This window comes from Ponticaulis profundi (genome assembly GCF_042659465.1).
Lineage (GTDB): Bacteria > Pseudomonadota > Alphaproteobacteria > Caulobacterales > Hyphomonadaceae > Ponticaulis > Ponticaulis profundi.
The window spans coordinates 38,345-63,168 of record NZ_JBHSSW010000004.1; the positions used below are offsets into that span (position 1 = coordinate 38,345).

Consider the following 24,824-nt stretch of genomic DNA (forward strand, 5'->3'; position numbering starts at 1 on the left):
TTAAGCATCATGCCCCATAAAAAAAGACGATGCGACCATTCTGTGCGGTAAATGCCAGATTAAAGGTGGAAATGTTACGAACGGAACCATTCTTCGCGGCAAAGCGAATTCGATTCCACATGAGATGCCTTGAGAACAAGAAACTCCTGTTCAGAAGAACGCTCAGAAATCTGCATGTTCAGACGAACATTTGGTTGTGCCTCTTCCGTCTTCGATTCGGTGTAATCAACACCAATCCAGCTTAGCAAAACTGCCAGGATCACATCACGAACGATTATGAGGACTTCCATCTCGATTTCTCCACCCCAGTATGGATGCTTGCACTATCGCCTAAAACGGGAGTTTAAACAAGTTTCCAGCAGCCGGTTTTTGATGAAACCCTGTTAATGGATTGCGACTAAAAGTCGTCTCTGGATGGAGGCTGAGATGTCGGGTTTGATTGCACGCAGGAAACTACACGAAAACACCGCCGGCGATGCTGAACTGGCGGATGAAGTGCTTGGCATCTTCCTGGAACAGGTTGATCTCTGGGGCAAAATGCTCAACGCAAAGGATGAGCCCAGCCGATGGGCAGATGCGGCCCATACGATCAAGGGCGCCGCTCTCGGGATCGGGGCAGAACAGCTGGCCGATGCCTGTAAAGTCGCTGAACAGGCGGGCCGCTCCGATGAACCGCCAAGTGCAACAAAGGCGGCGGTTCTGCTCAACGATATTCGCGATTGTCTGATGCCAACGCTCGATGAGGTGGCGAAAATCCGTCACGAAATTTCTGTGTCGGGGTCTTTCCGGGCGTCGTAAGAGGCATACTCATAGGCGATCGAACGATCGATCAGCGTGCGCCAGACGGGTTCTGCAATGGACGCGCTCAGGCCTTCGCTTTCGCAAGCTGCGAGGACTTTCTGGACCACGTCTTCAATGCGCCATTCATCACGTACCGCGCCGCGATTTGGTTTGATGCGGGCCGCAGCGTCCATGAAGGATTGGCGCTCTGCGAGGATGGCGACCAGAACGCGATCGATGCGGTCAATTTCATAGCGTACATCCGCCATGGTTTCTGCCGACTGCGCCGTGTGTTTGCGCGGATCGGAAGGGTAACTTGTCATTCGAAAACTCGCTTCGACGATGGAATAAACTGGGCTCCATTTGGAATGTTTTGGCCGCGGCGTCTAGGTGCGCCGCGTAATCATTCCAGATGGGCTGCATTAGCGTGCAAAACGCGCCCAGTTCACAAACTCTGTGGCCTGATAAACCTTGTCATCATCTTCGCAGTCCTCAGGCTCCTGTATGGCAAGCGTGTTGACCGAGTTACGAATGGCTTCTGCGAGTTTCTCCGGACGACCCAGCAGGAAGCCCTGAATTTCGTCGCATCCTTCCTCACGCAGAAAGTCGAGCTGCAGTTCGGTTTCGACGCCTTCGGCCAGCACCGGAATCTTGAGATTCTTGCCGAGTGACAGAACCGAGCGAACCATGGCCTTGGACGCATTGCTGGTTTCGATCTCTGTCATGAAGAACCGATCCAGCTTGATCTTGTCGAACGGAAAGGCGCGCAGAATTTCGAGCGATGAATAACCCGTGCCGAAATCATCGAGCGCAACGCATACGCCGAGCGCCTTGATCTGGCGAAGAATATGCAAGGAGCGGTCCCGGTCCGACAGAATGGCTGTTTCGGTGAGTTCGACTTCCAGACGATGCGGGGCAAGACCGGTTTCAATCAGGTTTTGATGGATGATGCGCGGGAGTTCCACTTGCATCAGCTGCAGAGGAGACAGGTTGACGGCGACTTTCTGGCCATCTTTCCAGCTCGCCGCATCCCGGCATGCACGGTTCAGCACCCATTCGCCGAGCGCAATGATGAGATTGTATTCTTCAGCAATCGGGATGAAGACCGCGGGTGAAACCGGCCCCATGGTCGGGTGTGTCCAGCGCAGCAATGCTTCCATGCCGCATACCTTGCCGGACTGAACCGAGGCCTGAAGCTGATAGTGAAGCTCAAGCTGATCATGTTCCATGGCGTGGCTGAGTGCATTGGCAATCTCGCGCTTCTGACGGATTTCAGCGTCCATGGACGGCTCATAGAAGCACACTTTGCGCGATGGGTGCAGTTTGGCGCGGTACATGGCGAGGTCGGCATTGTTGCGTAGCTCGTCGCTCGACTGACCATCAGTTGGAAATTTGGCGACGCCGAAACTGCCGCTCGTCGTAATGAGCGTTTCTTCAAACATGGCCTGAATGTTCAGCGCGCTTTCCAGGCGTGCGATGAACGCATCCAGCGTTGCTGTCTTGTCGTAGACGACTGAGGCTGCAAATTCATCGCCGCCCATGCGTGCGATATTGATGTCCGCCGACAATTCACCGATCAGCGATGTGGCGAGCGTGCTCAGAACCTCATCCCCGGCGCGGTGGCCATACATGTCATTGATTTCCTTGAAGCGGTTCAGATCAATGACGATGACAGCGAGTTTCTTGTTGAGCCCGTGTGCTTTCTCGATCTTGCGATCCAGATCTTCAATAAAGGCGTTTCGGTTCGGCAGACCGGTCAGGGAGTCGGTCATCGCCATTTTCAGCAGCTGCTGATAGTTATCCTGACGGGTGTCATGGTCCAGGAAGAAGCTTGCCAGGCCCAGGCCAATCACAAGAATACCACCAATCGCTGTCGCAATAGAGAGCGCCTGAAACGTCGCTGCATCCATCGGGGCATCGCTTAGCTGCAGGGGATAGATCTGCATCGCTTCCATCCCTGTGAAGTGAACGGATACGACGCCGGCTGCGAACAGAAGCGTTGCCGGGATGTTGAAGCGGGACTCCTTGTAACGCAGGAAAGCAAAGCCTGACAAAATCGAGAACGCGCAAACCAGCGCGACGGACGCTGCAATGTATTCCAGTTTCCACGACACCAGCCCGTCAACACGATATGCCATCATGCCCACATAGTGCAGGGTCGCGATGCAAAGGCCCATAAGCGTGTTTCCAAGGACAGCATTGAGCTGCGTTGGTTTCGATATGTTCAGGCAGATTGCGATAAAGAAGCCGAATGTCGGGAGCAGCAGCGAAAGCATTGTGAGGACCGGGTCAATCGTCACCGGCACACCAGCATCAAAAGCCAGCATGGAAATGAAGTGGGTACACCAGACTGAGACCGTCAGCGCGATGGACGAGATCGCCGCCCATGCAATGCGCGCACGTCCTTTGACCTGATAGGCACGCCGGACCAGCTGAATAAGTGTCAGTCCCCCGGCCAGGCAGATAAACGCAGCCAGAGCTACGAGCCGCAGGTCATGTTCAAGCGTTATACAGGAAATTACATTGATCATCGGGAAGTCGTCACAGGCCTCTTTCGTTCGAGTACCTGAGTAAACAGATCAGATTAATATGCTGTGTTGGGGCGCGCCAAATTTAGATCGTTCGCTTAACTTGTTTACACAGAAAAAGCCGACTTTTCAGCCGGCTTTTTAAGGTTTCGCGCGATGATGGAAGCTGATTGCTTTACTATCAGCTTAGATATCGCTGAAATTAGTCAGCGAACGCCTTTTCGATAACGAATTGCGCAGGCGTCGCGTTAGAACCTTCAACAAGGCCGGCTTCCTCGCAAAGGGCTTTGGTGTCCTGCAACATGGCCATCGAACCGCAGATCATGACGCGATCTGTTTCAGGGTTCAGTGGCGGAACGCCCAGATCTTCAAACAGTTTTCCAGACTTGATGAGGTCAGTGATACGCCCCTGACGCGGATAGTCTTCGCGTGTGGCTGAGTTGTACAGACGGAATTGGTGCGCATACTCGTCGCAAAGCGGGTCGTCTTTCAGGCCTGCCGCCAGTTCCTCGCCATATGCAAGCTCTGCCACTTCGCGGCAGGTTTGCGTCAGAATGACTTCATCAAACTTCTGATACGTTTCCGGATCGCGCATCAGGCTGGCGAAAGGCGCAACGCCTGTGCCTGTTGAGAACATATAGAGGCGCTTGCCTGGTACCAGAGCGTCATGCACGAGCGTGCCGGTTGGCTTCTTGCCGAGCAGAACTTTATCGCCTGGTTTGATATCACCGAGGCGAGAAGTCAGCGGACCGTCCGGAACCTTGATCGAGAAGAATTCCAGTTCCTCATCCCATGCAGGGCTCGCAATAGAGTAAGCGCGCAGAAGCGGTTTGCCGTCTTCCCTTGGCAGACCGATCATCACGAATTCACCCGAGCGGAAACGGAAAGTTGGTGGACGTTCAATCCGGAATTTGAACAGCCGGTCCGTATAGTGGTGGACGGACAGCACTTCCTGTTCGGTCGGCGCGTTCGGGCTGACTTTCTTCGGCGGATTACCTGCGGTCTGTGTCACGCTCAATGTTTCTTCTTTCAAGTTGCGAACTTTTATCAACTGGCTTCTAACCACGCATATGCGTTTGTGCAACGAGGCATCAAGTCACGCTGCGGTGAAAGGCTTTGTGAGATTAGCTAAACTCCGACGATTTCGTCGCGAACAGCTTCAGCCTTCAGCCATTTGATAAAGGTCCGTGCTTCAATAGTTTGTGTGCGTCCGCGCGGCCACACAATGTGATACGCGAAATCAATGACGGTTGAGCCGTCAGCAAAGGGAGCCACCAGACGTCCGGATGCCAGATCGGCCGCTGCAATCGCTTTTTTCGCAAGCGCAACGCCGCGCCCTGTAGCAGCGGCCTCAATCACCAGAACAGCCTGGTTGAAACGCGGGCCGCGCGTCGCATCAACATCCTCGACGCCGCGCGCTCGCAGCCAGCTGGTCCAGTCAGGGCAGGAAGGGTCTTTTTCAGGGCTCTCATCGTGCAAAAGCGTATGCCGGGCGAGATCAGCCGGGCGATTGATGGCATCCGGGCCTTCCATCAGGCGCGGAGAGCAGACCGGCAAGACCGTCTCTTCGAGTAGTTTTTCTGATTTCAGGCCTTCATAGACACCGCGGCCATAGCGAATGGCGAGGTCGGTATCGGCGGTGTTGAAGTCCGTCAGCCCCATATCCGCCGAAACCCAGGCCTCGATTTCAGGGTGTTCCTGATGAAACCGGTCGAGCTTTGGCGCCAGCCATTTCGTGGCGAAGCTTGGTGCACAGGAGATCATCACCTTACCCTTGCGCGCCGGGGCACGCATGATCCTGCCAGCCTCGATCAGTTTATCGAAAGCTTCCCGTACCATGGGCAGGGCAGCCTGCGCCGCATCGGTCAGCAATACCTGTCTGCCCGTGCGTTTAAAAAGCGGCACATTCGTGTATTCTTCCATCAAACGAATTTGCTGACTGATGGCACCAGGTGTTACATCAAGCTCGTCAGCTGCCTTGGTGAAGGACAGATGTCTGGCGGCGGCTTCAAACGCTTTCAGCGCATTCAGCGGCGGCAGGCGATCTTTGGAGTCAGGCATGTTATGATCAGGCTCCTGAGTGAGCTATGGCGGTACGCGAAATGCCCTGAAGCTGCCATAGGCTAGGATGAGAATATCTAACAAGTCGTCTTAGAGGTGTCACCTTGTGGTAATTTTGCAAGTTGCCATTTTCGCAATGAGCTCAAAACCTAGGAATTAAGAGGCAATTTTGGACCTGTTTCCTGTCTTCTTCGGAACAAAAGACGTCTCCGTCGTCGTTGTCGGCGGTGGTGAGAACGCACGTCGCAAGGTTCGATTGCTCGCGAAAACCCACGCACACATTCATGTTTGCGCTGATCAGCTTGCGCCTGCCTTTGCAGATGAATTCCAGGGACGCATCGAGACAGCCCCGTTCGAACACCTGTCAGAGCTTCTAAACGACGCAAAATTCGTCATCGTCGCATTGGAAGAGGACGACCGGCTTGAGGCCGTTCTGGCGGATGTGAGAGCGGCACGCTTGCCTGTGAACGTTGTCGACCGTCCGGAGCTTTGTGACTTTACCGTTCCGAGCATTCTGGATCGTGGCAGTGTTGTCGGAGCGATTGCAACCGGGGGTGCGGCGCCTGTTCTGGCACGGAAGATCCGCGCACAGCTTGAGGCGCTCATGCCGAAGCGTCTCGGTGATCTTGCAGATTTTGCCCGGAGTTTTCGCGGTGCTGTGAAGTCCCGCTTTGCTGATGAAGCTGACCGAAAATCATTCTGGGAAAAGGTTTTCTCTGGTCCGATTGCCGACAAGGTGCTTGCGGGTGAAACCGACGATGCACGTATGGGCATGCTGCGCGAGCTTGAGGAGACCAGCAACAAACAAGGCGTTGTTCACATTGTCGGCGCGGGTCCGGGTGATCCGGAGCTTCTGACGCTGAAAGCGCTGCGCGTGTTGCAGGATGCTGACATTGTTTTTTACGACAAGTTGGTTGGTGACGGTGTGATGGACCTCGTGCGCCGTGACGCTGAACGTATCAGCGTTGGAAAGAGCAAGGGCAATCATTCTGTTCCGCAGCCGCAAATCCATGAGTATCTCATTGAAGCGGCGCGCGCCGGTAAACGTGTTGTGCGTCTGAAAGGCGGCGACCCGTTTATTTTCGGTCGCGGCGGCGAGGAATTGCTGGCCCTGCGGGAAGCTGGAATTGATGCATATGTCGTTCCGGGCATTTCATCAGCGCTCGGCTGCGCCGCGAGTACCGGTGTGCCGCTGACGCATCGAAATCTGGCGCAGTCTGTGACGTTCGTTACGGGGCACGCCAAGAATGGTGAAGCGCCGGATCTCGACTGGCCATCTCTGGCACGCGCCAATCAGACCGTCGTGGTCTATATGGGCGTCGGAACGGCGCCGGATATCCAGAAACACCTGATCGAGGCTGGGCGGTCGGCTCTGACGCCGGTTCTGGTCGTCGAAAATGGCACACGCGACAATGAGGTCCGGGCAACCGGGCGCCTCGAACATTTATCCGAACTGATCGAAACACGCGGAATTCGCGGGCCTGCGCTTCTCATCATTGGTGAGGTGGCAAGCCTGTCAGAAGACGCAATCGCTGAAGCACAAACCTTGTTGGAACACGCCGCATGACCTCTGTTCGTCCTAAACTCTCTCCTGATACGCCAAAAGTCATCACCGCATGGGATGTGCGCACTGGTGTCACGGTCTATCGCACGTCCAGGCCGGACTGGTCTGAAAGCCTGAGCGATGCAGCCATCCTCAAGGGAGAGGACGCCGAAAGCGCACTTGCCGCGGCCAAGGAAGAAGAGACACTTGTGCTCGATCCTTATGTCATGGAAGTGACGGAAGATGGCGCTGTGAATGGTCGTGAAACCCTGCGCGAAAGCATTCGGGCGCGCGGGCCGACGACACACCCTGAGTATCACAAAACGGTCTGAGATGTGTCCATGCCACAGCGCGATATTGAAAAACTGACGCTTTACGGAAACACGATTTCCGGCAACTGCATGAAGCCGAAATGGACGGCTGACCTGCTGGGCATTTCGTATGACTGGGTCGAGATCGACATTCTCGCCGGCGATACGCAAACCGAAGCCTTTCTGGCGCTCAACCCGGTCGGCCAGGTGCCATTCGCGCGCTGGCCGGATGGACGCGTCCTTCCGCAGTCAAATGCTATCATGCTGTATCTTGCCGAAAGCGCGCAAAGCGATCTCATCCCAGTGGACCCGTTCCGCAAGGCTCAGATGATGAGCTGGTTGTTCTGGGAGCAGTACTCACATGAAACGGCGATCGCTGTGCGTCGCTTTCAGAAGCATTATCTCAAAAAATCTGATGACGAGATCGATCCAAATCTTCTGTCCAAAGGGCGCCGTGCGCTCGGCGTGATGGAGATGCAGCTCACCTACACAGACTGGATTGTCGGTGATGAGATGACACTCGCAGATATTGCTCTGGTTGCTTATACGCGCCTTGCACATGAGGGCGGATTTGACCTGGGCGAGTTCCCATCCGTAGAACGATGGGTCAGTCGTACAGAGCATGCGCTGGGTATTGGCCACGCCATGCCGCGCGAGGGAGCAGCATTATGAGCCGTGCAGAAAACAGCATCAATTACATTGAACTTCCGATGACGGACCCGGAGCCGGTCATCATGTTTTACGAGACGGTTTTTGGCTGGCATTTTCAGCGCTGGGGCGCTGACTATATCAGCTTTGAAGGCGCAGGCATTGATGGTGGCTTTAACGGGCAGGACAAACTGCCGGTTTCGAAGCCTGGCACGCTTGTGATCCTCTACTCCAAAGAACTCGAGAAGAAACGAGATCAGATCAAAGCCGCTGGCGGCAAGATCATCCGCGACATCTACCCATTCCCGGGTGGACGGCGGTTCCATTTCGAAGACCCCGCCGGCAATGAGCTCGGCGTCTGGTCAGAAAAGGCTTGATACATGTATCGTTATGACGAATTCGACGCCCGGATTGTCAAAGACCGCGTTGCCCAGTTCCGTGGGCAGGTTGAGCGCCGTCTGAAGGGCGAGATTACCGAAGACCAGTTCAAACCGCTGCGTCTGATGAATGGTGTCTATCTGCAGCTGCATGCCTATATGCTGCGGATTGCCATTCCGTATGGCACGCTGAGCGCACGGCAAATGCGCGCGCTCGCCCGTGTCGCACGTGACTATGACAAGGGCTATGGCCACTGGACGACCCGCCAGAACATTCAGTTCAACTGGGTCGCGCTGAAAGACATTCCGGACGTTCTCGACTTGCTTTCAGACGTCGAAATGCATGCCATCCAGACCTCCGGTAACTGTATCCGCAACACCACGTCGGACCAGTTTGCAGGTGCGACGGCCGAAGAGATTGAAGATCCGCGCCCCTGGTGTGAGATCATCCGCCAATGGTCGACCTTCCACCCGGAATTCACGTATCTGCCGCGCAAGTTCAAAATCGCTGTGACGGCTGCTGAGCATGACCGGGCCGCTGTTCGCGTGCATGACATCGGTCTGCACATGAAGAAGAATGGTGCAGGCGAGACCGGCTTCGAAGTGATCGTTGGTGGCGGTCAGGGGCGTACCCCTCATGTCGGCACGACCATTCGTGACTTCATCGCCAAGGAAAACCTGCTTGATTATCTGGAAGCCATTATGCGGGTCTATAACCGCTTTGGTCGCCGCGATAACAAGTACAAGGCGCGCATCAAGATCCTCGTCAGCGAGACAGGCGCTGAGGAATTCACCCGTCTGGTCGAAGACGAGTTCGCAGCTCAGCGTAATTCCGAAAAGATCGAACTGCCTCAGGCTGAGATCGAGCGCATTGAGAACTACTTCGCGCCGCCAGCCTTCGAAGATGGCCTGTCAGCCGAGTCCGATGCGTTTGAGCGCGCCAAGGCTGCAGATCCGGCCTTTGCCCGCTGGGCACGCGTTAATCTGCGCGAACACAATCAGGCGGGCTATGGCATTGTCACCATCAGCTGCAAGCCGATCGGCAAACCACCTGGGGATGTCAGCGATACGCAGATGGATCTGACGGCAGACCTCGCGGATGCCTATTCCTTCGGTGAGGTCCGCATCACACACGAGCAGAATATGGTTCTGCCGCATGTGAAGCTGGATGATCTTTATGAGGTCTACCAGAAACTGGATGCTGCCGGACTGGCGACGCCGAACTATGAACTGATCTCGGACATCATCTGCTGCCCGGGTCTGGATTATTGCAATCTTGCAAATGCGCGCTCCATTCCGGTTGCGCAGGATCTCCAGAACCGTTTCGCAGATATCGAGCGTCAGGAAGACATTGGCGAGTTGAAGATCAAGATTTCCGGCTGCATCAATGCCTGCGGTCACCACCATGTCGGCCATATCGGTATTCTGGGTGTCGACCGGAAAGGTGAGGAATTCTATCAGATCACCTTTGGTGGTCGCTCTGATGAGAAAGCCGCCATCGGCAAGATCGCAGGCCCGGGTCTGCGAGCTGAAGATGTGCCGGACGCGCTGGAGCGCGTGGTCGAAGCTTACCGCAACCTTCGCGCGGACAAATCTGAACGCTTTATCGATGCGCTGGAGCGCCTTGGCGACGAACCTTTCAAGGAGGCGCTCTATGCCGCTGGTTAAGAACGGAAAGATCGAAACGAACACGCACGGTGAAGTGCTGACCCTGACGCCATTCCTTGAAATGGCCGGAGCAGACCCTGAAGACGCACGCAGCGTGCGTCTGATGCCGGATGATGATCCAATGGCGCTGGAACCATTTCTGGGCCAGCTGGAAGTCATTGAGATCAGCTTCCCGCGCTATGCTGACGGGCGCGGCTACAGCCAGGCACAGCTTTTGCGTCGTCGTCTCGGCTATAAAGGCGAGTTGCGCGCCGTGGGTGACGTGCTGCGCGATCAGCTCCTCAACATGATCCGGTCCGGCTTCGATGCGTTTGAGCTCAAGTCTGAAGATGCGGCAGAGGCCTTCCTTGCGGCGTCTCAGGAATATTCAGACTTTTACCAGCCCGCTGCCGACGGTCACAAAAGCGTGTTTGCCCGTCGCCACAGTGCCTGATTGCGGCTGAGCAACCAATTCCTGCCCCATTCGTTTTCTATACAACCAGCTCTGGTATAATCAGAGCTGGTTGAAACCGTACTGGGAAGGGAGACAAAATGGTCTGGTGGATCTTGCCCGGTGCCGTTGGCTTGTTCGGCGTCATCATCCTTCTTACGGCGTTTGGAAGTTTCGGAAAATTCCGGCTCATGGCTGGCACGACACGCCTGTTATCAGGCGGTGGTGTCCTGGCGCTTGCTGGCTTTCTCTCAATGCTTGGCCTCAATTTACAGACCTATTCGCGCCTCACGCATGAACAGACCATCGCGACCATTGATGTCGCCTATCTGGAGCCGCAGTTTTATCTCGCGAATGTACGACTGGCCCATGAAGTGCAGCCAAGGCCGTACGAAGTGCGCGGCGATGAGATCGAGTTCAAGGCGCGGATCATCAAATGGTCACCCTGGGCGAACATCATCGGCTATGACGCGGTCTATCGTCTGGATCGACTGGCTGGACAGTACACCGACATACAGGAAGATCTTCAGAAACCGCGAACGGTCTATCGGCTTCACGATGAGCGCGGGGTGGATACCTTCGAGCTGGTCAAGAAGCGGGGCGGCTGGCTGAAGGCGGTCGATGCTTATTATGGCTCCGGAACCTATGTGCCGATGATTGCCGGGGCGTCTTACGAAATCATCATGACGCAGAATGGCCTCATCGCGCGACCTCTGAACGAAGCGGCCCGCAAAGGGCTGCACGACTGGGTTCCGCGACGTGACGCGGCACCTGCATCTCCGGTGACGTCTTTGATGGACAAAGATCAGCTTGCCGAATAGCGACTGGCGGCTATTCTCCTGCAAATGGGAATCTATAGCCGCTACATTTTGCCATGCCTGATTGATTGCGCCTGTTCGTCCAGGCCGATCATGAAGCAGCGCGAAAAAATCATCCCCGACGCGCATGGCCGCGTTCTGGAGGTCGGATGCGGCTCGGGTACCAACTTCTCACTGTATGATCGCAGCAAAGTCGACACGCTCTTCGCGCTCGAACCGCATGCTGAAATGATCGAGAAGGCACAGAAAAAGCCAGAGCACATGGCAGGTCTCGATATCCGCTTTCTGGAGACAGGCGGGGAGGCGGTTCCGCTCGACGACAACAGTATCGATACGGTCATTTTTACATTCACCCTCTGCACCATTCCGGACTGGGCCGGTGCGTTGAAGGAAGCGCGCCGCGTTTTGAAGCCCGGTGGACGCATTCTGTATTCTGAGCACGGTGGCTCACCGGATGCCGGGGTGGCGAAATGGCAACGTCGGTTTGAACCCTTGCAAAAGGCACTGGCAGGCGGATGTCATCTGACGCGTGTGCCGACCGATATGCTCGCTCAGACAGGTTTTCGCGTGCAGGAGGGGCACACTATGTATCTGCCCAACACGCCGAAGATCATGGGGTATGCCTATTGGGGGCAAGCCGTTTCTGCCTGATGCGAACACCGCCCTATCTCCCTTTTCTGGATGGACCTGCCCGGGTTGCACCACTTCTGAAGCCGATTCCGATGGAGCGTTGGCTCACGCCGGATACGGAGGCTGAAGCGTGGCTGCCGACGAAGCGAAACCTCATGGAAAAGGCACGCGATGAGGTGTTTGCGGCGCGCACCTGGGCGGAAGACGCCATGCAGGAAGCGGCAAGGGATATTCACCGCGCCCTGGGGCCAACATCTGTCGATCAGCTGATCTTTCCGACCGAGTTTGAAAATGCCTCCGGTCTGATCAGTGATGATGTGTGTGTCATGATCAAGCAGGCCGGAGAATACAAACTCGCCGCCGCAAGCTTGTGTGCACCGACATTCTGGTCGCTGACGGAAAACATCGGAAAGCCGCTCGCCGGTTTGCACGGGCCCGTGCCAGGCGGCGCGCCTGAGCTCTCAGACCGCATTAACCGCGTCTTTGATGGTCTGCAGCCGGGCATGGTGCTGGAACGCTTCAACTGGACGGTTCAGTATGGCGCGGAACGTTATACGCCGACGGCCGAGCCCATGAAGCTGGCGCTGGCAAATGGTCGGCCCGAAGAAATCGCCCCCGGTCTGCATTTGCGGGTTGAGCGCCAGACGGTCCGCAAGCTCACGCGAACAGGCGCCGTCCTGTTCTGCATCCGTGTCTGCACCGATCCCTTGTCGCCTATTCTTGCAAATGAAGCGTGGCGGAAAGCGTTCACGGAGAGTTGGAACCAGACCGAAGACTCCCTGCGCCGTTATAAGGGCTGGGATCATTATGAGCATGTGATGCGCGCCTGCTTTCTGAAACAGGATTGAGCGCGAGATATTGCGAACTGCGCCTGATGATTGTGAAGCCGCCTGAATTCAGTAGATTACGTCACGACTAATCTCGGGGGACATCATCATGAAATATGCCATTGCCATGCTGGTCGGGGCTTTTGCCTGCTCACATGTCGCTGCCGCTGATGTGTGCGGTCAGCTTGAAACCTTCGCGGCAGCTGTTGAGACGAACACACCAAACGGTCTGACAGATACGCCTGTTCTGGGCGCGAATGAAACTGAATGTTCCGCGATCATGGGGCTGGAGGAGGTCGGTCTTGGAGGGATGCGCAAAGGCGTCAGTTCCGTAGAGTGTTATTGGGACAATACGGACGCTGAAACATATAGCTTTGACGATGTGCGCGACATGGCAGGCCATCTTCATGCCTGTCCGGTTCTCTTGTTTGACCGCCTTGAACAGTATGACGACGCGATCGAGTATAAATTCCGCTATAGTAATCAGACACTGTTTCTGCTCGGAAACGATGAGAGCGGAATGTATCTGAATATCTTTCGCGTCGAGTGATCGCTGAGCCCGTGCGGTCGGCGCGTTGAGCTTTGGAGTTGTCTTATGGCCTATTGGCTTTTCAAATCAGAACCCGATGCCTGGAGCTGGGATCAGCAGGTCAAGAAGGGAGACGCTGGCGAAGAGTGGGGCGGCGTTCGCAATTATCAGGCACGCAATTTCATGCGTGAGATGAAGATCGGTGATCAGGGCTTTTTTTACCATTCCCGGCAGGGCCTCGAGATTGTTGGCATTGTCGAGGTCTGTGCCGAAGCACATCCGGACTCGACGACAGACGACGCGCGATGGGAATGTGTAGACATCAAGGCTGTGAAGCCGATGCCGAAGCCGGTCTCCATGAAAAACGTCAAGGCCAACCCGAAACTCGAGGATATGGTTCTGGTGAAGAACTCTCGTTTGTCTGTTCAACCGGTCAAGCCGGAAGAATGGGAGGAAGTCTGCCGAATGGGTGGGCTCTAACGCGTCACCGGGTTCCGTCTTCAAAGCTTGCAAGGGCCCATTCTGCGAAGGTCGCAATGTTTCCGCCCTTGAAGAGAAAGGCGCCAACACCGGCTGCATGAGCAGCCTGGATATCGGTTTCCTTGTCGCCAATCAGAAAGCTGGCTTCTCGTTTGACCGGGAAATCGCCCATGGCACGCATCAGCATGCCGGGCTTGGGTTTGCGATCGAAGCTGTCTTTGCGATAGCGCTCAATCTCCCCGTCCTCATGATAGGGGCAGTGATAAAAGCGGTCGACATGCGCGCCGGCAGCCTCCAGTTCGCGCTCCATGAAGGCGTGCAGCGCGAACATCTCTTCTTCTGTGTAATAGCCGCGCGCGATACCGGACTGGTTGGTCACAACCAACACCCACCAGCCGCGCTCATTGAAGGTCTTCACGCACTGTTTTGCGCCTTCCACCCATTCGAACGCGTCCACGCTGTGGACGTAGGATTTGTCGATGTTGAGAACGCCGTCTCTGTCAAGAAACAGGGCAGGGCGAGGCTGTTTCGGGGTCATGTCGGCTCCGGCGTATCGGTTGCTTTGGCAACAACGTGCTGAATCTCATCATGGTTCGATCGTATGCCGATGATAAGCGGGACCATGGCAATGGCTGCGAGTGTGCCAGCCAGCAGGAAGTTTGCGCCCGCAAAATAGATCGGCGCTTCCGGCTGGGTAAAATAATGAAGGATCTGGGTCATCATGACCGGGCCAATGATCATGGATAGTGACTGGAGGCTTGCCATGGCACCCTGGAGTTCACCCTGTGCGTTGCGGGGCGTCACGCTTGTCATCATCGTCTGCAGCGATGGATTGGCGATGCCGGAAAGCGCAGACATCACGATTACCGTGTAAGCCATCCAGCCTTCAAATGCGAAGGCCATGGCGAACATGCCAAATACGCTGAAGGAAAATCCGACATAAGCTGCTTTTTCGGGGCCAATCTTCTTGGTGATCGGGCCGACCAGCAGTGCTTGAACGATCGCAGAACTGATGCCGACAAAACCGAGTGACAGGCCGATATGCTGGGAGTCCCAGCCGTAACGGATGGCACCATAAAAGTTCCAGGAGCCCGGATAAACGGCATGCGCCAGACCAAAGATCGAAACGGCCACGAGGAACCATGCGATTTTTGGCAGTTTCGCAAAGTGCGTGAACGCGCCCAGCGGGTTTGACCGTTTGATGTCGAACGGGCGGCGATGCTCCTTGTCCAGAGACTCTGGCAGGACAAACAGACCATAGAGAAAGTTGCAGGCGGCAATGCCTGCCGAAACGAAAAAGGGCAGGCGCGTGTGAATGTCGCCCAGCAGGCCGCCAATGACCGGGCCGAACACGAAACCGAACCCGAAAGCGGCGCCAATCATGCCGAAGGCGCGGCTGCGGTTCTCGGGCTCTGTCACATCCGCAATATAGGCGCTTGCCGTCGAATAGGTCGCGCTCGCAAGACCTGCCAGCGCGCGCCCGATGAACAGGATGAACAGGCTGTGTGCAAAGCCCATGATCAGAAAGTCGATGCAGAGGACCGCAATGGAGGTCAGAAGCACAGGGCGGCGACCAAACCGGTCTGACAGATTGCCGAGCGTCGGCATCATCAGAAAGTTCACCACGCCGAATGTGGCTGTCAGAAAGCCTGAAATGGCAACGGTCTCGGACTCGGATTTCCCGGTGATTTCGGTCAGGAAGTCTGGGACGACTGGAATGAAAATGCCGAAAGCCAGCAAGTCCAGTGCGACCGTGACGATCACAAACAGAAAGGCATTCTTGCCGTGCGTTCTGGCCACGAAATCCCCCGATGCGGTGCAATACCTGTCTGCCTTATGGGCTTTCCCAGGGCGTGTCGAGATAGACGTCGGGGGAAGGCGGGCTTTCTGAAGGCGTTACGTCCTTGCTGGTCATCCCTTATGCGAAAAACCTCCCGACTGGTGCCGGGAGGTTTCTATTCTTTCACGTGCCTGCGCTGCGGCTAGCGCGACAATTCCTTCATCGCGTCTTCGAGACCACCAAGTGTCATCTCGAACATGCGATGCGGGCCAATCAGGTCGCGGATCAGTTTGACCGACGAGTTATAGTCCCAGGAGTTTTCCGGAGATGGGTTCAGCCAGACAAGGTCAGGATATTGCTGCACCAGACGCTGGATCCAGAGCCCGCCCGGTTCTTCATTCCAGTGCTCGACAGAACCGCCGGCATAGGTGACCTCATAAGGGCTCATTGTGGCATCGCCGACGACGATAACCTTGTAATCAGACGAGTATTTGTGAAGCACGTCCCAGGTCGGGATCTTTTCCGCATGACGGCGACGATTGTCTTTCCACACACCCTCATAGATGCAGTTGTGGAAGTAATAGTAATCGAGATTTTTAAATTCTGTCCGCGCCGCTGAAAACAGCTCTTCACAGACGCGAATGTGCGGGTCCATCGAGCCGCCGACATCGAGGAAGAGCAGCAGATTAACGGCGTTGCGACGCTCCGGTCGCAGGACAAGATCGAGATAGCCCTGCTTGGCTGTGGCCCGGATGGTATTGTCGAGATCGAGCTCTTCAGCGGCACCTGTGCGCGCCCATTTGCGAAGACGGCGCATGGCAACCTTGATGTTGCGTGTGCCGAGTTCGACCGAATCATCCAGATTCTTGTATTCGCGCTTGTCCCAGACCTTCACCGCGCGGCGATGGCGGGATTTGTTCTGGCCAATGCGCACGCCCTCTGGATTGTAGCCATTGGCGCCGAAAGGCGAGGTGCCCCCGGTCCCGATCCATTTATTGCCGCCTTCATGGCGTTTCTTCTGTTCTTCAAGACGCTCTTTCAGCGTCTCCATCAGTTTTTCCCAGCCGCCGAGCGCTTCGATTTCCTTCTTTTCCTCTTCGGTGAGGAATTTTTCGGTCATCTTGCGCAGCCATTCTTCCGGCAGCTCCTGCACATCAATGCCTTCGCCGATGCTTTCGAGCCCTTTGAAAGTATGTCCGAACACCTTGTCGAATTTATCGATATTGCGCTCGTCTTTGACCAGTGCCGTGCGGGCGAGATAATAGAATTCCTCGACATCCATATCGATGACGCCTTGATCCATGGCGTCCATCAGGGACAGGTATTCCTTGAGTGTCACCGGAACCTTGGCGGCGCGAAGCTCTGAAAAAAAGTTCAGGAACATGGGGCGTTTCTCCTCTTGTGTAGGAAGGTAACGCGAACTCACCGCCTTGTCCAAGGTCACGCAAAGTCAGCTGGTCAGGTTTTTTGCGTTTTCTGAGACGATGAAGGCGATGACACGAAATGTGTCTTGCCATCGAAACATCTGAAAACAAATGAAACCTATTGGTGTTACGGTGTTCCCGAGCGACGAACTCGTCTAAAAGGCCGCCAGGAGGAAGGCATGTCAGAGCACACGAGCGTAAGTGGATCGAAGGAAGTCGGAGCGATTGCGCACTTATACCGTGCGGAAGCCTACCGTTCGACCATCTGGCGCCAGCGACTCGATATGACAACCAACTGGGCGGTTGTGACCACCGGTATTGCCCTGTCTCTGACGTTCTCGAGTAAGGAAGCCTCAGCCCTGCCGCTGGTTCTGGTGGGCTTGCTGGTCGCGATGTTTCTTCATCTGGAAGCCCGTCGCTACCGCTATTTCGACGTGTTTCGCTTTCGCGCCCGGATTCTCGAAATCGCTTTTTTCGTGCCCATCCTGCGCGGTGAGGGCGCCGAGATCAAACAGGATCGCGGCACGCCCTTATCTGATGACTATGTGCGGCCGAAGTTTCGCATCAGCTATCTTCGCGCGGTCGGGAAGCGTATCCGGCGCAACTATGGTTTCATCTTTGCCATCCAGGTGCTGGCTTATTTCGGAAAGATCGAAATCCATCCAACGGATCTGAAAACATATGAGCAGTTTCTGGATCGCGCCGCCATTGGCCCGATTCCGGGAGAGCTGGCGCTTCTCTGCGGCTTGCTGTTTCACATGTGCTGGATCAGCATCGCGATCTTCACGTATTTTCAGGAACGCGCCGACAAATCCGAAACGAAGGACGTGCTCGATTGGGATGAACATCAGGATGATGGCATCCCGCCCGTTCAGCCATACTGATCGGGTGCATATGCTGATATAGGTCGGCTATTTCAGGTCAGTCGTGCGATCAGCTTGTCGATCACAGACAGCGCTTTCTTGCGGTCAATGACATCGACCCAGATGTCATCCCCTTCGACGGTCAGCGCAATCGCACCGGTTTTCTCGATCTCACGAAGCACCGCAGCTGTCCGCCCATCCATGCCGCGTAGCATCAGCGGTTCCAGCGCGCGGTCTGTGTCCTCCAGAATGCGCAGCAGCGCGTCCACATGTGGCGCTGGCGCAAGTGTATGGAGTTCGCCCCGGCTTGTTTCCGGGTTTCGGGTCTTCGTTGGAAAGGTCATCACACCATTCTCGCTTCAAGAGCGTGTATTTTTCTTTACGAGCACTGCAAAAGCAGGCCTTTCAACCATTCTAGCCTGCTTTCACGGTGTAATGAAACCTTTTGCGTTACATCGCGGTCCGGCGAACCGGGGCGAGATCCGGGAAGTTTGGCGTGCGTTTCTCTGTGCGCGCCGTGAAGGCTTCGGCCATATGCTCCGGTGGGAACATGCCCGCATTCCAGACACCAACATAATCCAGCGTGTCGCGGGTTGAGTGATCGCGGCCGTAATTGATCATCACTTTGGAGCCAGTTACAGCGAGTGGATCCTTGTTGGCAATCTCGCGAGCTGTCGCCATAACGGCATCCAGCATGGTTTCCTGATTGGGATAGATCTCATTGACGAGGCCAATTTCGACGGCCTTCTCTGCGAGCAGGCGCCGCCCCGTATATGCCATCTCGCGGACCCAGCCTTCCGGGATGAGGCGCTGGAGGCGCGGGAAGGTGCCAACATCGGCTGTCATGCCGATATTGATTTCCTGAATGCAAAAGAAGGTGTCGGCTGTGCACCAGCGAATGTCGGCGGCTGAAATTAGATCGACTGCGCCGCCAATAACGCCGCCCTGACATGCGACTAGCACCGGAATGCGTGCCTCTTCGAGCGCATTGAAACTGTCCTGAATGGCTTTGACATTGCTTCGGAAGGCTTCCGCCAGAACATAGCGGTCATGGTTCTTTTCCGATGCCGCACTGTCGGCAAACACAGACAGATCCATGCCCGCGGAGAAGTGCTTGCCGGTGGAAGACAGCACAATCACGCGTGCGAGTGCTCCGCCATCAATGGCGCGGATAATGTCTGGCAGTTCGTTCCAGAACGCCTTGTTCATCGCATTCATTGTCTGCGGGCTGTTCAGCCGGATGTGTGCGATCTTGTCTTCGATCTCGACCGCAAAAAATTCGTAAGTGTCCTTCAGCATTTCGCTCTCCCGTTTTTCCGGGGAGCATACCTTTCCTCTGGCGTCTGCCTAGCGAGGAGTTGAAAAGCGAAGGAAAAAACCATTGTCGATGTGGCCCTGATCCGCGTCAGCGGCTAATTTAGCCCCCGATGCGCTGTGAATCGCGAGGAATGACCATGAAATATCTCTCTATTGCAGTGATTGCGGGGCTCAGCCTCACGTCAGCGGCTCAGGCGCAATCCTTTGGCGATCTTCTCGGTGGGCTCTTCGGAGACCGTGAGAACAAACAGGCGCCGGAACGCGATAGCTCGGAGACGGTCATCCAGCCGTCTGACCGCAGCGCGTCTGTCGCGTCTGTCCTGACGCAATCGGAAGCTCAGGCGGGGCTGAAAGAAGCCCTGATTGTCGGAGCGAGAGCCGTTGGCCAGCAGCTCTCTGCCGAGAATGGATACTTCAAGGATGGGAACATCCACATTCCATTGCCGGGGCGGCTCGAAGAGGTTCAGAAGCAGCTCTCGAAATTCGGATTGTCCGGCCAGCTGGATGATCTCGAGCTTCGTATGAATCGCGCTGCTGAAGCGGCCGCGCCTCAGGCTGCTGATCTGGTGGTGTCCGCGGTGCAGTCTCTGACAATTGAGGATGCGATTGCACTGGTCCAGGGCGGAGACACCGCGGCGACGGATCTGTTGCGGTCGAAAACCGAGCCAGATCTGATGGGGCTCTTGCGGCCCTATGTCGAAGATACCCTTCAGGACGCAGGCGCGCTTTCCATGATTGATCAGGTCAGCGAGGAGTATGGCGTCGGTCAACTCGGCGCTAATGCGCGCACACAATTGATTGACCATGCTGTCAGCGAAGCACTAGATGGCCTGTTCTTCTATCTTGCGAAAGAAGAACAGAGCATTCGGAACAATCCGGTCGAACGCTCCACCGATTTGTTGCGCCGGGTTTTCGGGGGGTAGGACATGCGTCGATTCACGGTCGATGTCGGGGATGGCAACCTGGCAGGCATTGCATTCGGTGATGAGAATCGCACGGTTGATAGCCTGTTCGTGCATGCGAACGGCTTTAATGCACATACCTATCAGTCCATTCTCGAGCCACTCGGTCTGCGCGCGCATGTCGCCGGTATCGATTTGCGTGGTCATGGTCGCTCGACCGCGCCGGCCAATCCTAAAAAGCAGACAGGCTGGAATGTCTATCGCGATGATCTGATCAAGGTGCTTGAAGCCGTCGCGCCCAATGGCACCGTACTCGCGGGTCATTCCATGGGGGCAACAACCAGCCTGCTGGCTGCTGCAAAGCGCCCGGATCTGGTGCAGGGGCTGGTTCTGGTCGATCCGGTGCTATTGCCTGCTCCGACATATCGCTGGGCGCATTTGCCGGCCTTTCCAAGCCTTCTGAAGCGAACAACGCCGATGGCAAAGGGCGCGCGCCGCCGTCGTAATCAGTTCGACTCGCAGGAACATGCGATTGAAAAGCTGACCGGGCGAGGGGCTTTCAAAACATGGCGAAAGCCGTTTCTTGAGGATTATGTCGCCGATGGTGTGCTCTTCAATGAAGAGACCGATTCCTGGCATCTCGCCTGTCACCCTGAGTGGGAAGCTGCGAACTTTGGTGGGCAGCGCCACCGTCCCTGGACCGCGCTGAAAAACATTGAATGTCCCATCATTCTGATCCGGGCTGAGAAGGGTTCGACCTGCCCAAGATCATCCGCGTCGCGGTTTCGCAGGATCAAACCGGAGACCTATTTCATCGACGCTGCCGGAACGACACACTTCGTCCCGATGGAGCGACCTTACGTTGTGAGAGATGCCATATCTCAGTTCCTGTCTCGCCTTGTAGAGGGTTTCAAGGCCGGTGAAGAAGGACGAGTCCAAAGAAATTTGGATTCGAAAATCGGACTAAAAGACTAAGGTTTTATGGGGCTATTCAAGAGATTGTGATAGCTTCATACACGAAATGACCGGCGCGCTTTTACCGCATTGCAAAAAAAATCTTGCGTTTGCGAGGGGTTTTGTACTTGTCTGCGGGCAAAAATAAGTCACGCACGGTTAAAATGAAAATTCTAGTCTCCAAAGAAACCGAAGCCGGGGAGCTTCGGGTGGCGGCTGTTCCGGACACGGTCAAGAAATTGATCGGGCTCGGGCACGACGTCATTATCGAAACTGACGCAGGGGTTGCGGCAGGCTTCCCTGATTCCGCTTTTGAAGCTGAAGGCGCCAGTATTGCGCCTGCAGGCCTGGGCGATTCTCTGGGCGAAGGTGATATTCTGTTTTGCGTCCGGCGTCCAAATGAAGCTCTGATTTCAGGTCTGAAGGATGGTGCGGTGGTGATTGGACTGCTCGACCCGTTCTCGGCCAAAGATGCCCTTGCGCCCTACAACGCCAAAAAAATTGCTGCACTTGCGATGGAGTTCACGCCTCGCATCACGCGTGCGCAAAGCATGGATGCTCTGTCTTCCCAGTCGAACCTGGCCGGATACCGGGCTGTGATCGAGGCGGCTGCGCTCTATGGGCGTGCCATGCCGATGATGATGACCGCTGCTGGCACAGTTGCGCCTGCGAAGGCCTTTGTGATGGGCGCGGGCGTTGCAGGCTTGCAAGCGATCGCGACAGCGCGTCGACTGGGCGCGGTGGTATCTGCCACAGACGTCCGTCCCGCCGCCAAGGAGCAGGTTGCTTCACTCGGCGCGAAATTCATCGCTGTTGAGGATGAGGAGTTCAAGGCTGCGGAAACGGCGGGCGGTTATGCCAAGCAGATGTCTGATGAGTATCAGGCGAAGCAGGCAGAACTGACAGCAAGCCACATCGCCAAGCAGGACATTGTCGTCACAACAGCTTTGATTCCGGGGCGTCCGGCGCCAAAACTGATTTCGAAAGAAATGGTTGAGAGCATGTCGCCGGGGGCCGTCATCGTTGATATGGCCGCTGCGAACGGTGGCAATTGTGAGCTCACCAAGCCAGGTGAAGTGGTCGATATTGGCGGGGTCAGGATTGCTGGCTTTACCAATCTGCCTGCTCGCCTGCCAGCGGACGCATCCGCTCTCTATGCAAAGAACCTTTTGAACTTCCTGCCATTGATTACCGGTGAAGACGGTCAGCTTGTACTGGATACCGACGACGAGATCGTCGCGGCCATGGTGCTGACCCAGAACGGCGAAACCGTCAGCGACCGGGTACAATAGGCGAACCAAAAACAAGCAAGCCGTCAGAGCTTGCGAGAGAATTGTCTCGAGGAGAAAGACCATGAAGGTCATAAACTGCGCAGTTGCGCTTGGGATGAGTTGTATCCTCGCGATGCCGGCATCGGCGTCGACGGGGACTGAGGCGATCAATCCGGCCGTGTATCTTGCGGCGGTTTTCGCTCTAGCCTGCTTTGTAGGCTATTATGTTGTCTGGTCTGTGACGCCAGCGCTCCACACGCCACTCATGTCTGTCACCAACGCCATCTCGGGTGTGGTTGTGGTGGGTGCTGTGATGGCAGCAGCCGCAACAGGCATGACCGCCGAGGGGGCAACCACACAGGATGTCTGGATCGCACGCGGCATCGGCACGCTCGCGCTCATCCTCGCATCGGTGAATATTTTCGGTGGCTTTCTCGTCACGCGCCGCATGCTGGCCATGTATAAAAAGAAGGGGAAGTGATTATGAAAAAGGTTATTCCATTCCTCTCGCTCCTGGCATTTGCTGTGTGCGGCACCGCTCATGCTCAAAAGGTACGCGCCGCTGATACAGGTGCGGTTGAGCTTGCTCTGCTCGGCACGGAAAACACTGTCGGCCAGGAACTGACGCTCAAAAAGGGTGATGTCCTCTGGGCAGAAACCTTCCGTCCGCTTCATATCGTCGTGCTGAAGGATGACGTGGAAGAACGTCGTCGTCCAAATGTCGATGGCATTCCAGCCGAGACGACGCTGATTGGCGTTCGCCTTGCGTCTGGCCTCGCTTACTGCCCGGCCATCGACTATGACGCGCCTGTCAGTAAGGTTCAGTGCTTTCAGGACTTCAATGACGATGGCCTGTTCGAAGGCGGATATTATTCCGATCAACGCGGTTTCGACACGCAGTTTCTCGCTGGATGGCTGCGTGGACTCTCGGGTCTGACGAAGCAGCTTTCCTACGCGCCGCCGACTGAAGAGACGGTCGTTCCGACGGGACGTTTGAGCGTGCAGTATGACGGCATGCGCAAAGGCGCGCCGAAGTTTCGCGTCTATGTCGAGAATGAGCGTATTGATGATCCGCTTTATTGCGACGTGACAGAGCCAGGTGAGTGCGAGATCCTTGGACGTCGCATTCGCTATGTCGAAAATGACGACGGCACGGTCAGCTTTACGCCCGTTGATGAAGGTACGCTTCGCGGTTTTTCCCTGCAGAGCGTCTCCAGCTACAGAAAATAAGTATCATGACACCCACGATTTCTGCTGCGCTGTATCTCGTTGCAGCCATTCTGTTCATTCTGGCCATTCGTGGCCTGTCCAATCCTGAAACGGCACGGGGCGGTAATCGCCTTGGCATGATTGGTATGATCATTGCCGTTGCGACCACGGTGGTGAGTCTGGCGCCGACCCTAGGGCCAGTCACGATCGGTCTGATTGTTGCGGGTGTTGTCGTTGGCGGCGGTATCGGCTCTGTGCTCGCATTGCGCGCCAAAATGCCGGAAATGCCTCAGCTGGTTGCTGCCTTCAACGCATTGGGCGGTGGATCGTCCATGCTCGTCGCAGCGGCGGCCTACTACGCGCCGGATGCCTTTGCGCTTGTGCAGGCAAATGGTGATATCGGCGTGCGCTCCGTGATTGAACTGTCACTGTCCGTGCTGCTTGGTGCGGTCACGCTCACCGGTTCGTTCGTCGCCTTCGCAAAGCTCAACGGAAATATCTCCGGTGCTCCGATTTTGCTGCCGGCACGTCATTTCCTGAACATTGCCATGGGTTTGCTGGTCATCGGTATGATCAGCTGGCTGGCTGTTTCCGGCGGCGATCAGGATGTTGCGTTCTGGGTCATTCTCGGTGTGTCGCTGGCGCTTGGTATCACGCTCATTATCCCGATCGGCGGCGCCGACATGCCGGTCGTGATTTCAATGCTGAACTCGTATTCAGGGTGGGCTGCGACGGTTCTCGGTTTCTCGCTGGGCAATTTTGCGCTCATCGTGACGGGCGCGCTCGTCGGTGCTTCGGGTGCCATTCTGTCTTACATCATGTGTAAAGGCATGAACCGCTCCTTCCTGTCTGTCATCCTTGGTGGCTTTGGCGCAGCAGATGGCCCCGGCGCGTCTGCCGCTGGCAGCAATGTGGACCGTCCCGTCAAGCGCGGTTCGGCCGATGATGCTGCCTTCATCATGAAGAATGCGACCAAGGTGATCATTGTGCCTGGATACGGCATGGCGGTCGCGCAGGCACAGCACGCTCTGAAAGACATGGCCGAAAAGCTCAAGGAAGAGGGCGTGGAGGTTTCCTACGCCATCCACCCTGTCGCAGGCCGTATGCCGGGTCACATGAACGTTCTGCTCGCCGAAGCAAACGTCCCTTATGACGAAGTCTTTGAACTGGAAGACATCAACTCGTCCTTTCAGCAGGCTGATGTGGCGTTTGTCATTGGCGCGAACGACGTCACCAACCCTGCTGCAAAATCGGACCCATCATCGCCAATTTTTGGCATGCCAGTCCTGAATGTCGAGCAGGCAAAGACCGTTCTTTTCGTCAAACGTTCGCTCGCTTCCGGCTATGCGGGAATCGAAAACGAACTCTTCTTCAATGACAACACAATGATGTTGCTCGATGACGCCAAAAACATGGTGGAAAACATCTCAAAGTCCTTGTGAGGTGCCGCGAAGCACCTCAGTACGCTGAGTAT

General features: G+C 55.8%; 29 protein-coding genes. 19 read left to right on the forward strand and 10 right to left on the reverse strand.

The genetic code is table 11. The annotated features are described in order from the left end of the window. Positions 1–74: 74 nt before the first annotated feature. Entirely contained in the window at positions 75–290 is a 216-nt protein-coding gene (locus ACFQDM_RS03430; RefSeq protein WP_377375507.1) for a hypothetical protein, read from the reverse strand. 136 nt (positions 291–426) lie between these two features. Between ACFQDM_RS03430 and ACFQDM_RS03435 the strand changes: the two genes are divergently transcribed. Beyond that, positions 427–798 carry an Hpt domain-containing protein gene (locus ACFQDM_RS03435; RefSeq protein WP_377375509.1) on the forward strand — a complete coding sequence of 124 codons (372 nt, stop codon included), beginning with the start codon at positions 427–429 and terminating at the stop codon, positions 796–798. Here the strand turns inward: ACFQDM_RS03435 and ACFQDM_RS03440 are convergent. The 4 genes from ACFQDM_RS03440 to gcvA all read right to left on the reverse strand — a co-directional run bounded on the left by ACFQDM_RS03440 (position 759) and on the right by gcvA (position 5,369). Then, entirely contained in the window at positions 759–1,103 is a 345-nt protein-coding gene (locus ACFQDM_RS03440; RefSeq protein ID WP_377375512.1) for a chorismate mutase, read from the reverse strand. The two genes, ACFQDM_RS03435 and ACFQDM_RS03440, sit on opposite strands and share 40 nt — an antisense overlap. A 99-nt stretch (positions 1,104–1,202) precedes the next feature. Continuing rightward, positions 1,203–3,311, reverse strand: a complete 2,109-nt coding sequence (locus ACFQDM_RS03445) for a putative bifunctional diguanylate cyclase/phosphodiesterase (RefSeq protein WP_377375514.1) — start codon at positions 3,309–3,311, stop codon at positions 1,203–1,205. 199 nt (positions 3,312–3,510) lie between these two features. Next, positions 3,511–4,320 (reverse strand): ferredoxin--NADP reductase, encoded by an 810-nt coding sequence (locus ACFQDM_RS03450; protein WP_377375517.1) that lies wholly within the window; start codon positions 4,318–4,320, stop codon positions 3,511–3,513. A 116-nt stretch (positions 4,321–4,436) separates the two neighbouring features. Beyond that, positions 4,437–5,369, reverse strand: a complete 933-nt coding sequence (gcvA, locus tag ACFQDM_RS03455) for a transcriptional regulator GcvA (RefSeq protein WP_377375519.1) — start codon at positions 5,367–5,369, stop codon at positions 4,437–4,439. 169 nt (positions 5,370–5,538) lie between these two features. Between gcvA and cysG the strand changes: the two genes are divergently transcribed. The 11 genes from cysG (at position 5,539) to ACFQDM_RS03510 (ending at position 13,630) form a co-directional block, all read left to right on the forward strand. After that, positions 5,539–6,936 (forward strand): siroheme synthase CysG, encoded by a 1,398-nt coding sequence (gene cysG / locus ACFQDM_RS03460; protein ID WP_377375521.1) that lies wholly within the window; start codon positions 5,539–5,541, stop codon positions 6,934–6,936. Then, positions 6,933–7,244 (forward strand): DUF2849 domain-containing protein, encoded by a 312-nt coding sequence (locus ACFQDM_RS03465; RefSeq protein WP_377375524.1) that lies wholly within the window; start codon positions 6,933–6,935, stop codon positions 7,242–7,244. The genes cysG and ACFQDM_RS03465 overlap by 4 nt, the downstream gene beginning before the upstream one ends. Before the next feature lie 9 nt (positions 7,245–7,253). Next, entirely contained in the window at positions 7,254–7,895 is a 642-nt protein-coding gene (locus tag ACFQDM_RS03470; RefSeq protein WP_377375526.1) for a glutathione S-transferase family protein, read from the forward strand. After that, positions 7,892–8,248, forward strand: coding sequence for a VOC family protein (locus ACFQDM_RS03475; RefSeq protein WP_377375529.1), 357 nt, complete (start codon positions 7,892–7,894; stop codon positions 8,246–8,248). Before ACFQDM_RS03470 ends, ACFQDM_RS03475 begins: the two co-directional genes overlap by 4 nt. A gap of 3 nt (positions 8,249–8,251) precedes the next feature. Beyond that, the gene (locus ACFQDM_RS03480; RefSeq protein ID WP_377375531.1) at positions 8,252–9,916 is read left to right on the forward strand and encodes a nitrite/sulfite reductase; all 1,665 of its coding nucleotides are present in this window, start codon (positions 8,252–8,254) and stop codon (positions 9,914–9,916) included. Continuing rightward, positions 9,903–10,349, forward strand: coding sequence for a DUF934 domain-containing protein (locus ACFQDM_RS03485; protein WP_377375533.1), 447 nt, complete (start codon positions 9,903–9,905; stop codon positions 10,347–10,349). The genes ACFQDM_RS03480 and ACFQDM_RS03485 overlap by 14 nt, the downstream gene beginning before the upstream one ends. Positions 10,350–10,447: 98 nt before the next feature. Next, the gene (locus ACFQDM_RS03490; RefSeq protein ID WP_377375536.1) at positions 10,448–11,167 is read left to right on the forward strand and encodes a hypothetical protein; all 720 of its coding nucleotides are present in this window, start codon (positions 10,448–10,450) and stop codon (positions 11,165–11,167) included. 90 nt (positions 11,168–11,257) lie between these two features. Then, complete coding sequence (locus ACFQDM_RS03495) at positions 11,258–11,815, forward strand: class I SAM-dependent methyltransferase (RefSeq protein WP_377375539.1); 558 nt, start codon at positions 11,258–11,260, stop codon at positions 11,813–11,815. After that, complete coding sequence (locus tag ACFQDM_RS03500; RefSeq protein ID WP_377375542.1) at positions 11,815–12,642, forward strand: heme-dependent oxidative N-demethylase subunit alpha family protein; 828 nt, start codon at positions 11,815–11,817, stop codon at positions 12,640–12,642. Before ACFQDM_RS03495 ends, ACFQDM_RS03500 begins: the two co-directional genes overlap by 1 nt. Before the next feature lie 88 nt (positions 12,643–12,730). Then, positions 12,731–13,171, forward strand: coding sequence for a hypothetical protein (locus ACFQDM_RS03505; protein WP_377375545.1), 441 nt, complete (start codon positions 12,731–12,733; stop codon positions 13,169–13,171). A gap of 45 nt (positions 13,172–13,216) precedes the next feature. Further along, the gene (locus ACFQDM_RS03510) at positions 13,217–13,630 is read left to right on the forward strand and encodes an EVE domain-containing protein (RefSeq protein ID WP_377375548.1); all 414 of its coding nucleotides are present in this window, start codon (positions 13,217–13,219) and stop codon (positions 13,628–13,630) included. Between the two features lie 4 nt (positions 13,631–13,634). Here ACFQDM_RS03510 and ACFQDM_RS03515 read toward each other — a convergent pair whose 3' ends face one another. The 3 genes from ACFQDM_RS03515 to ACFQDM_RS03525 all read right to left on the reverse strand — a co-directional run bounded on the left by ACFQDM_RS03515 (position 13,635) and on the right by ACFQDM_RS03525 (position 16,794). Next, positions 13,635–14,168 (reverse strand): D-glycero-alpha-D-manno-heptose-1,7-bisphosphate 7-phosphatase, encoded by a 534-nt coding sequence (locus tag ACFQDM_RS03515; protein WP_377375550.1) that lies wholly within the window; start codon positions 14,166–14,168, stop codon positions 13,635–13,637. Continuing rightward, entirely contained in the window at positions 14,165–15,430 is a 1,266-nt protein-coding gene (locus tag ACFQDM_RS03520; RefSeq protein ID WP_377375553.1) for a TCR/Tet family MFS transporter, read from the reverse strand. Before ACFQDM_RS03520 ends, ACFQDM_RS03515 begins: the two co-directional genes overlap by 4 nt. Before the next feature lie 182 nt (positions 15,431–15,612). Beyond that, on the reverse strand, positions 15,613–16,794 hold the full coding sequence (locus ACFQDM_RS03525) for a vWA domain-containing protein (protein ID WP_377375555.1): 1,182 nt from the start codon (positions 16,792–16,794) through the stop codon (positions 15,613–15,615). Positions 16,795–17,013: 219 nt separating this feature from the next. On the opposite strand from ACFQDM_RS03525, the gene ACFQDM_RS03530 reads away from it, so the two are divergent. After that, positions 17,014–17,718 (forward strand): DUF2270 domain-containing protein, encoded by a 705-nt coding sequence (locus tag ACFQDM_RS03530; protein WP_377375558.1) that lies wholly within the window; start codon positions 17,014–17,016, stop codon positions 17,716–17,718. Positions 17,719–17,750: 32 nt separating this feature from the next. Here ACFQDM_RS03530 and ACFQDM_RS03535 read toward each other — a convergent pair whose 3' ends face one another. Beyond that, positions 17,751–18,041, reverse strand: a complete 291-nt coding sequence (locus ACFQDM_RS03535) for a hypothetical protein (RefSeq protein WP_377375561.1) — start codon at positions 18,039–18,041, stop codon at positions 17,751–17,753. A 106-nt stretch (positions 18,042–18,147) separates the two neighbouring features. Further along, complete coding sequence (locus tag ACFQDM_RS03540; RefSeq protein ID WP_377375563.1) at positions 18,148–18,996, reverse strand: crotonase/enoyl-CoA hydratase family protein; 849 nt, start codon at positions 18,994–18,996, stop codon at positions 18,148–18,150. 155 nt (positions 18,997–19,151) lie between these two features. Between ACFQDM_RS03540 and ACFQDM_RS03545 the strand changes: the two genes are divergently transcribed. The 6 genes from ACFQDM_RS03545 (at position 19,152) to ACFQDM_RS03570 (ending at position 24,792) form a co-directional block, all read left to right on the forward strand. Further along, complete coding sequence (locus ACFQDM_RS03545) at positions 19,152–19,937, forward strand: DUF4197 domain-containing protein (protein WP_377375566.1); 786 nt, start codon at positions 19,152–19,154, stop codon at positions 19,935–19,937. Positions 19,938–19,940: 3 nt separating this feature from the next. Next, a complete protein-coding gene (locus tag ACFQDM_RS03550) occupies positions 19,941–20,891 on the forward strand; it encodes an alpha/beta fold hydrolase (RefSeq protein ID WP_377375569.1) in 951 nt (316 codons plus the stop codon). A 143-nt stretch (positions 20,892–21,034) separates the two neighbouring features. Then, on the forward strand, positions 21,035–22,162 hold the full coding sequence (locus tag ACFQDM_RS03555) for a Re/Si-specific NAD(P)(+) transhydrogenase subunit alpha (protein ID WP_377375572.1): 1,128 nt from the start codon (positions 21,035–21,037) through the stop codon (positions 22,160–22,162). Between the two features lie 61 nt (positions 22,163–22,223). Next, positions 22,224–22,622, forward strand: a complete 399-nt coding sequence (locus ACFQDM_RS03560) for a proton-translocating transhydrogenase family protein (RefSeq protein WP_377375574.1) — start codon at positions 22,224–22,226, stop codon at positions 22,620–22,622. Between the two features lie 2 nt (positions 22,623–22,624). After that, positions 22,625–23,371 carry a hypothetical protein gene (locus ACFQDM_RS03565; RefSeq protein WP_377375577.1) on the forward strand — a complete coding sequence of 249 codons (747 nt, stop codon included), beginning with the start codon at positions 22,625–22,627 and terminating at the stop codon, positions 23,369–23,371. Between the two features lie 5 nt (positions 23,372–23,376). Continuing rightward, positions 23,377–24,792 (forward strand): NAD(P)(+) transhydrogenase (Re/Si-specific) subunit beta, encoded by a 1,416-nt coding sequence (locus ACFQDM_RS03570; protein WP_377375579.1) that lies wholly within the window; start codon positions 23,377–23,379, stop codon positions 24,790–24,792. Positions 24,793–24,824: the final 32 nt, after the last annotated feature.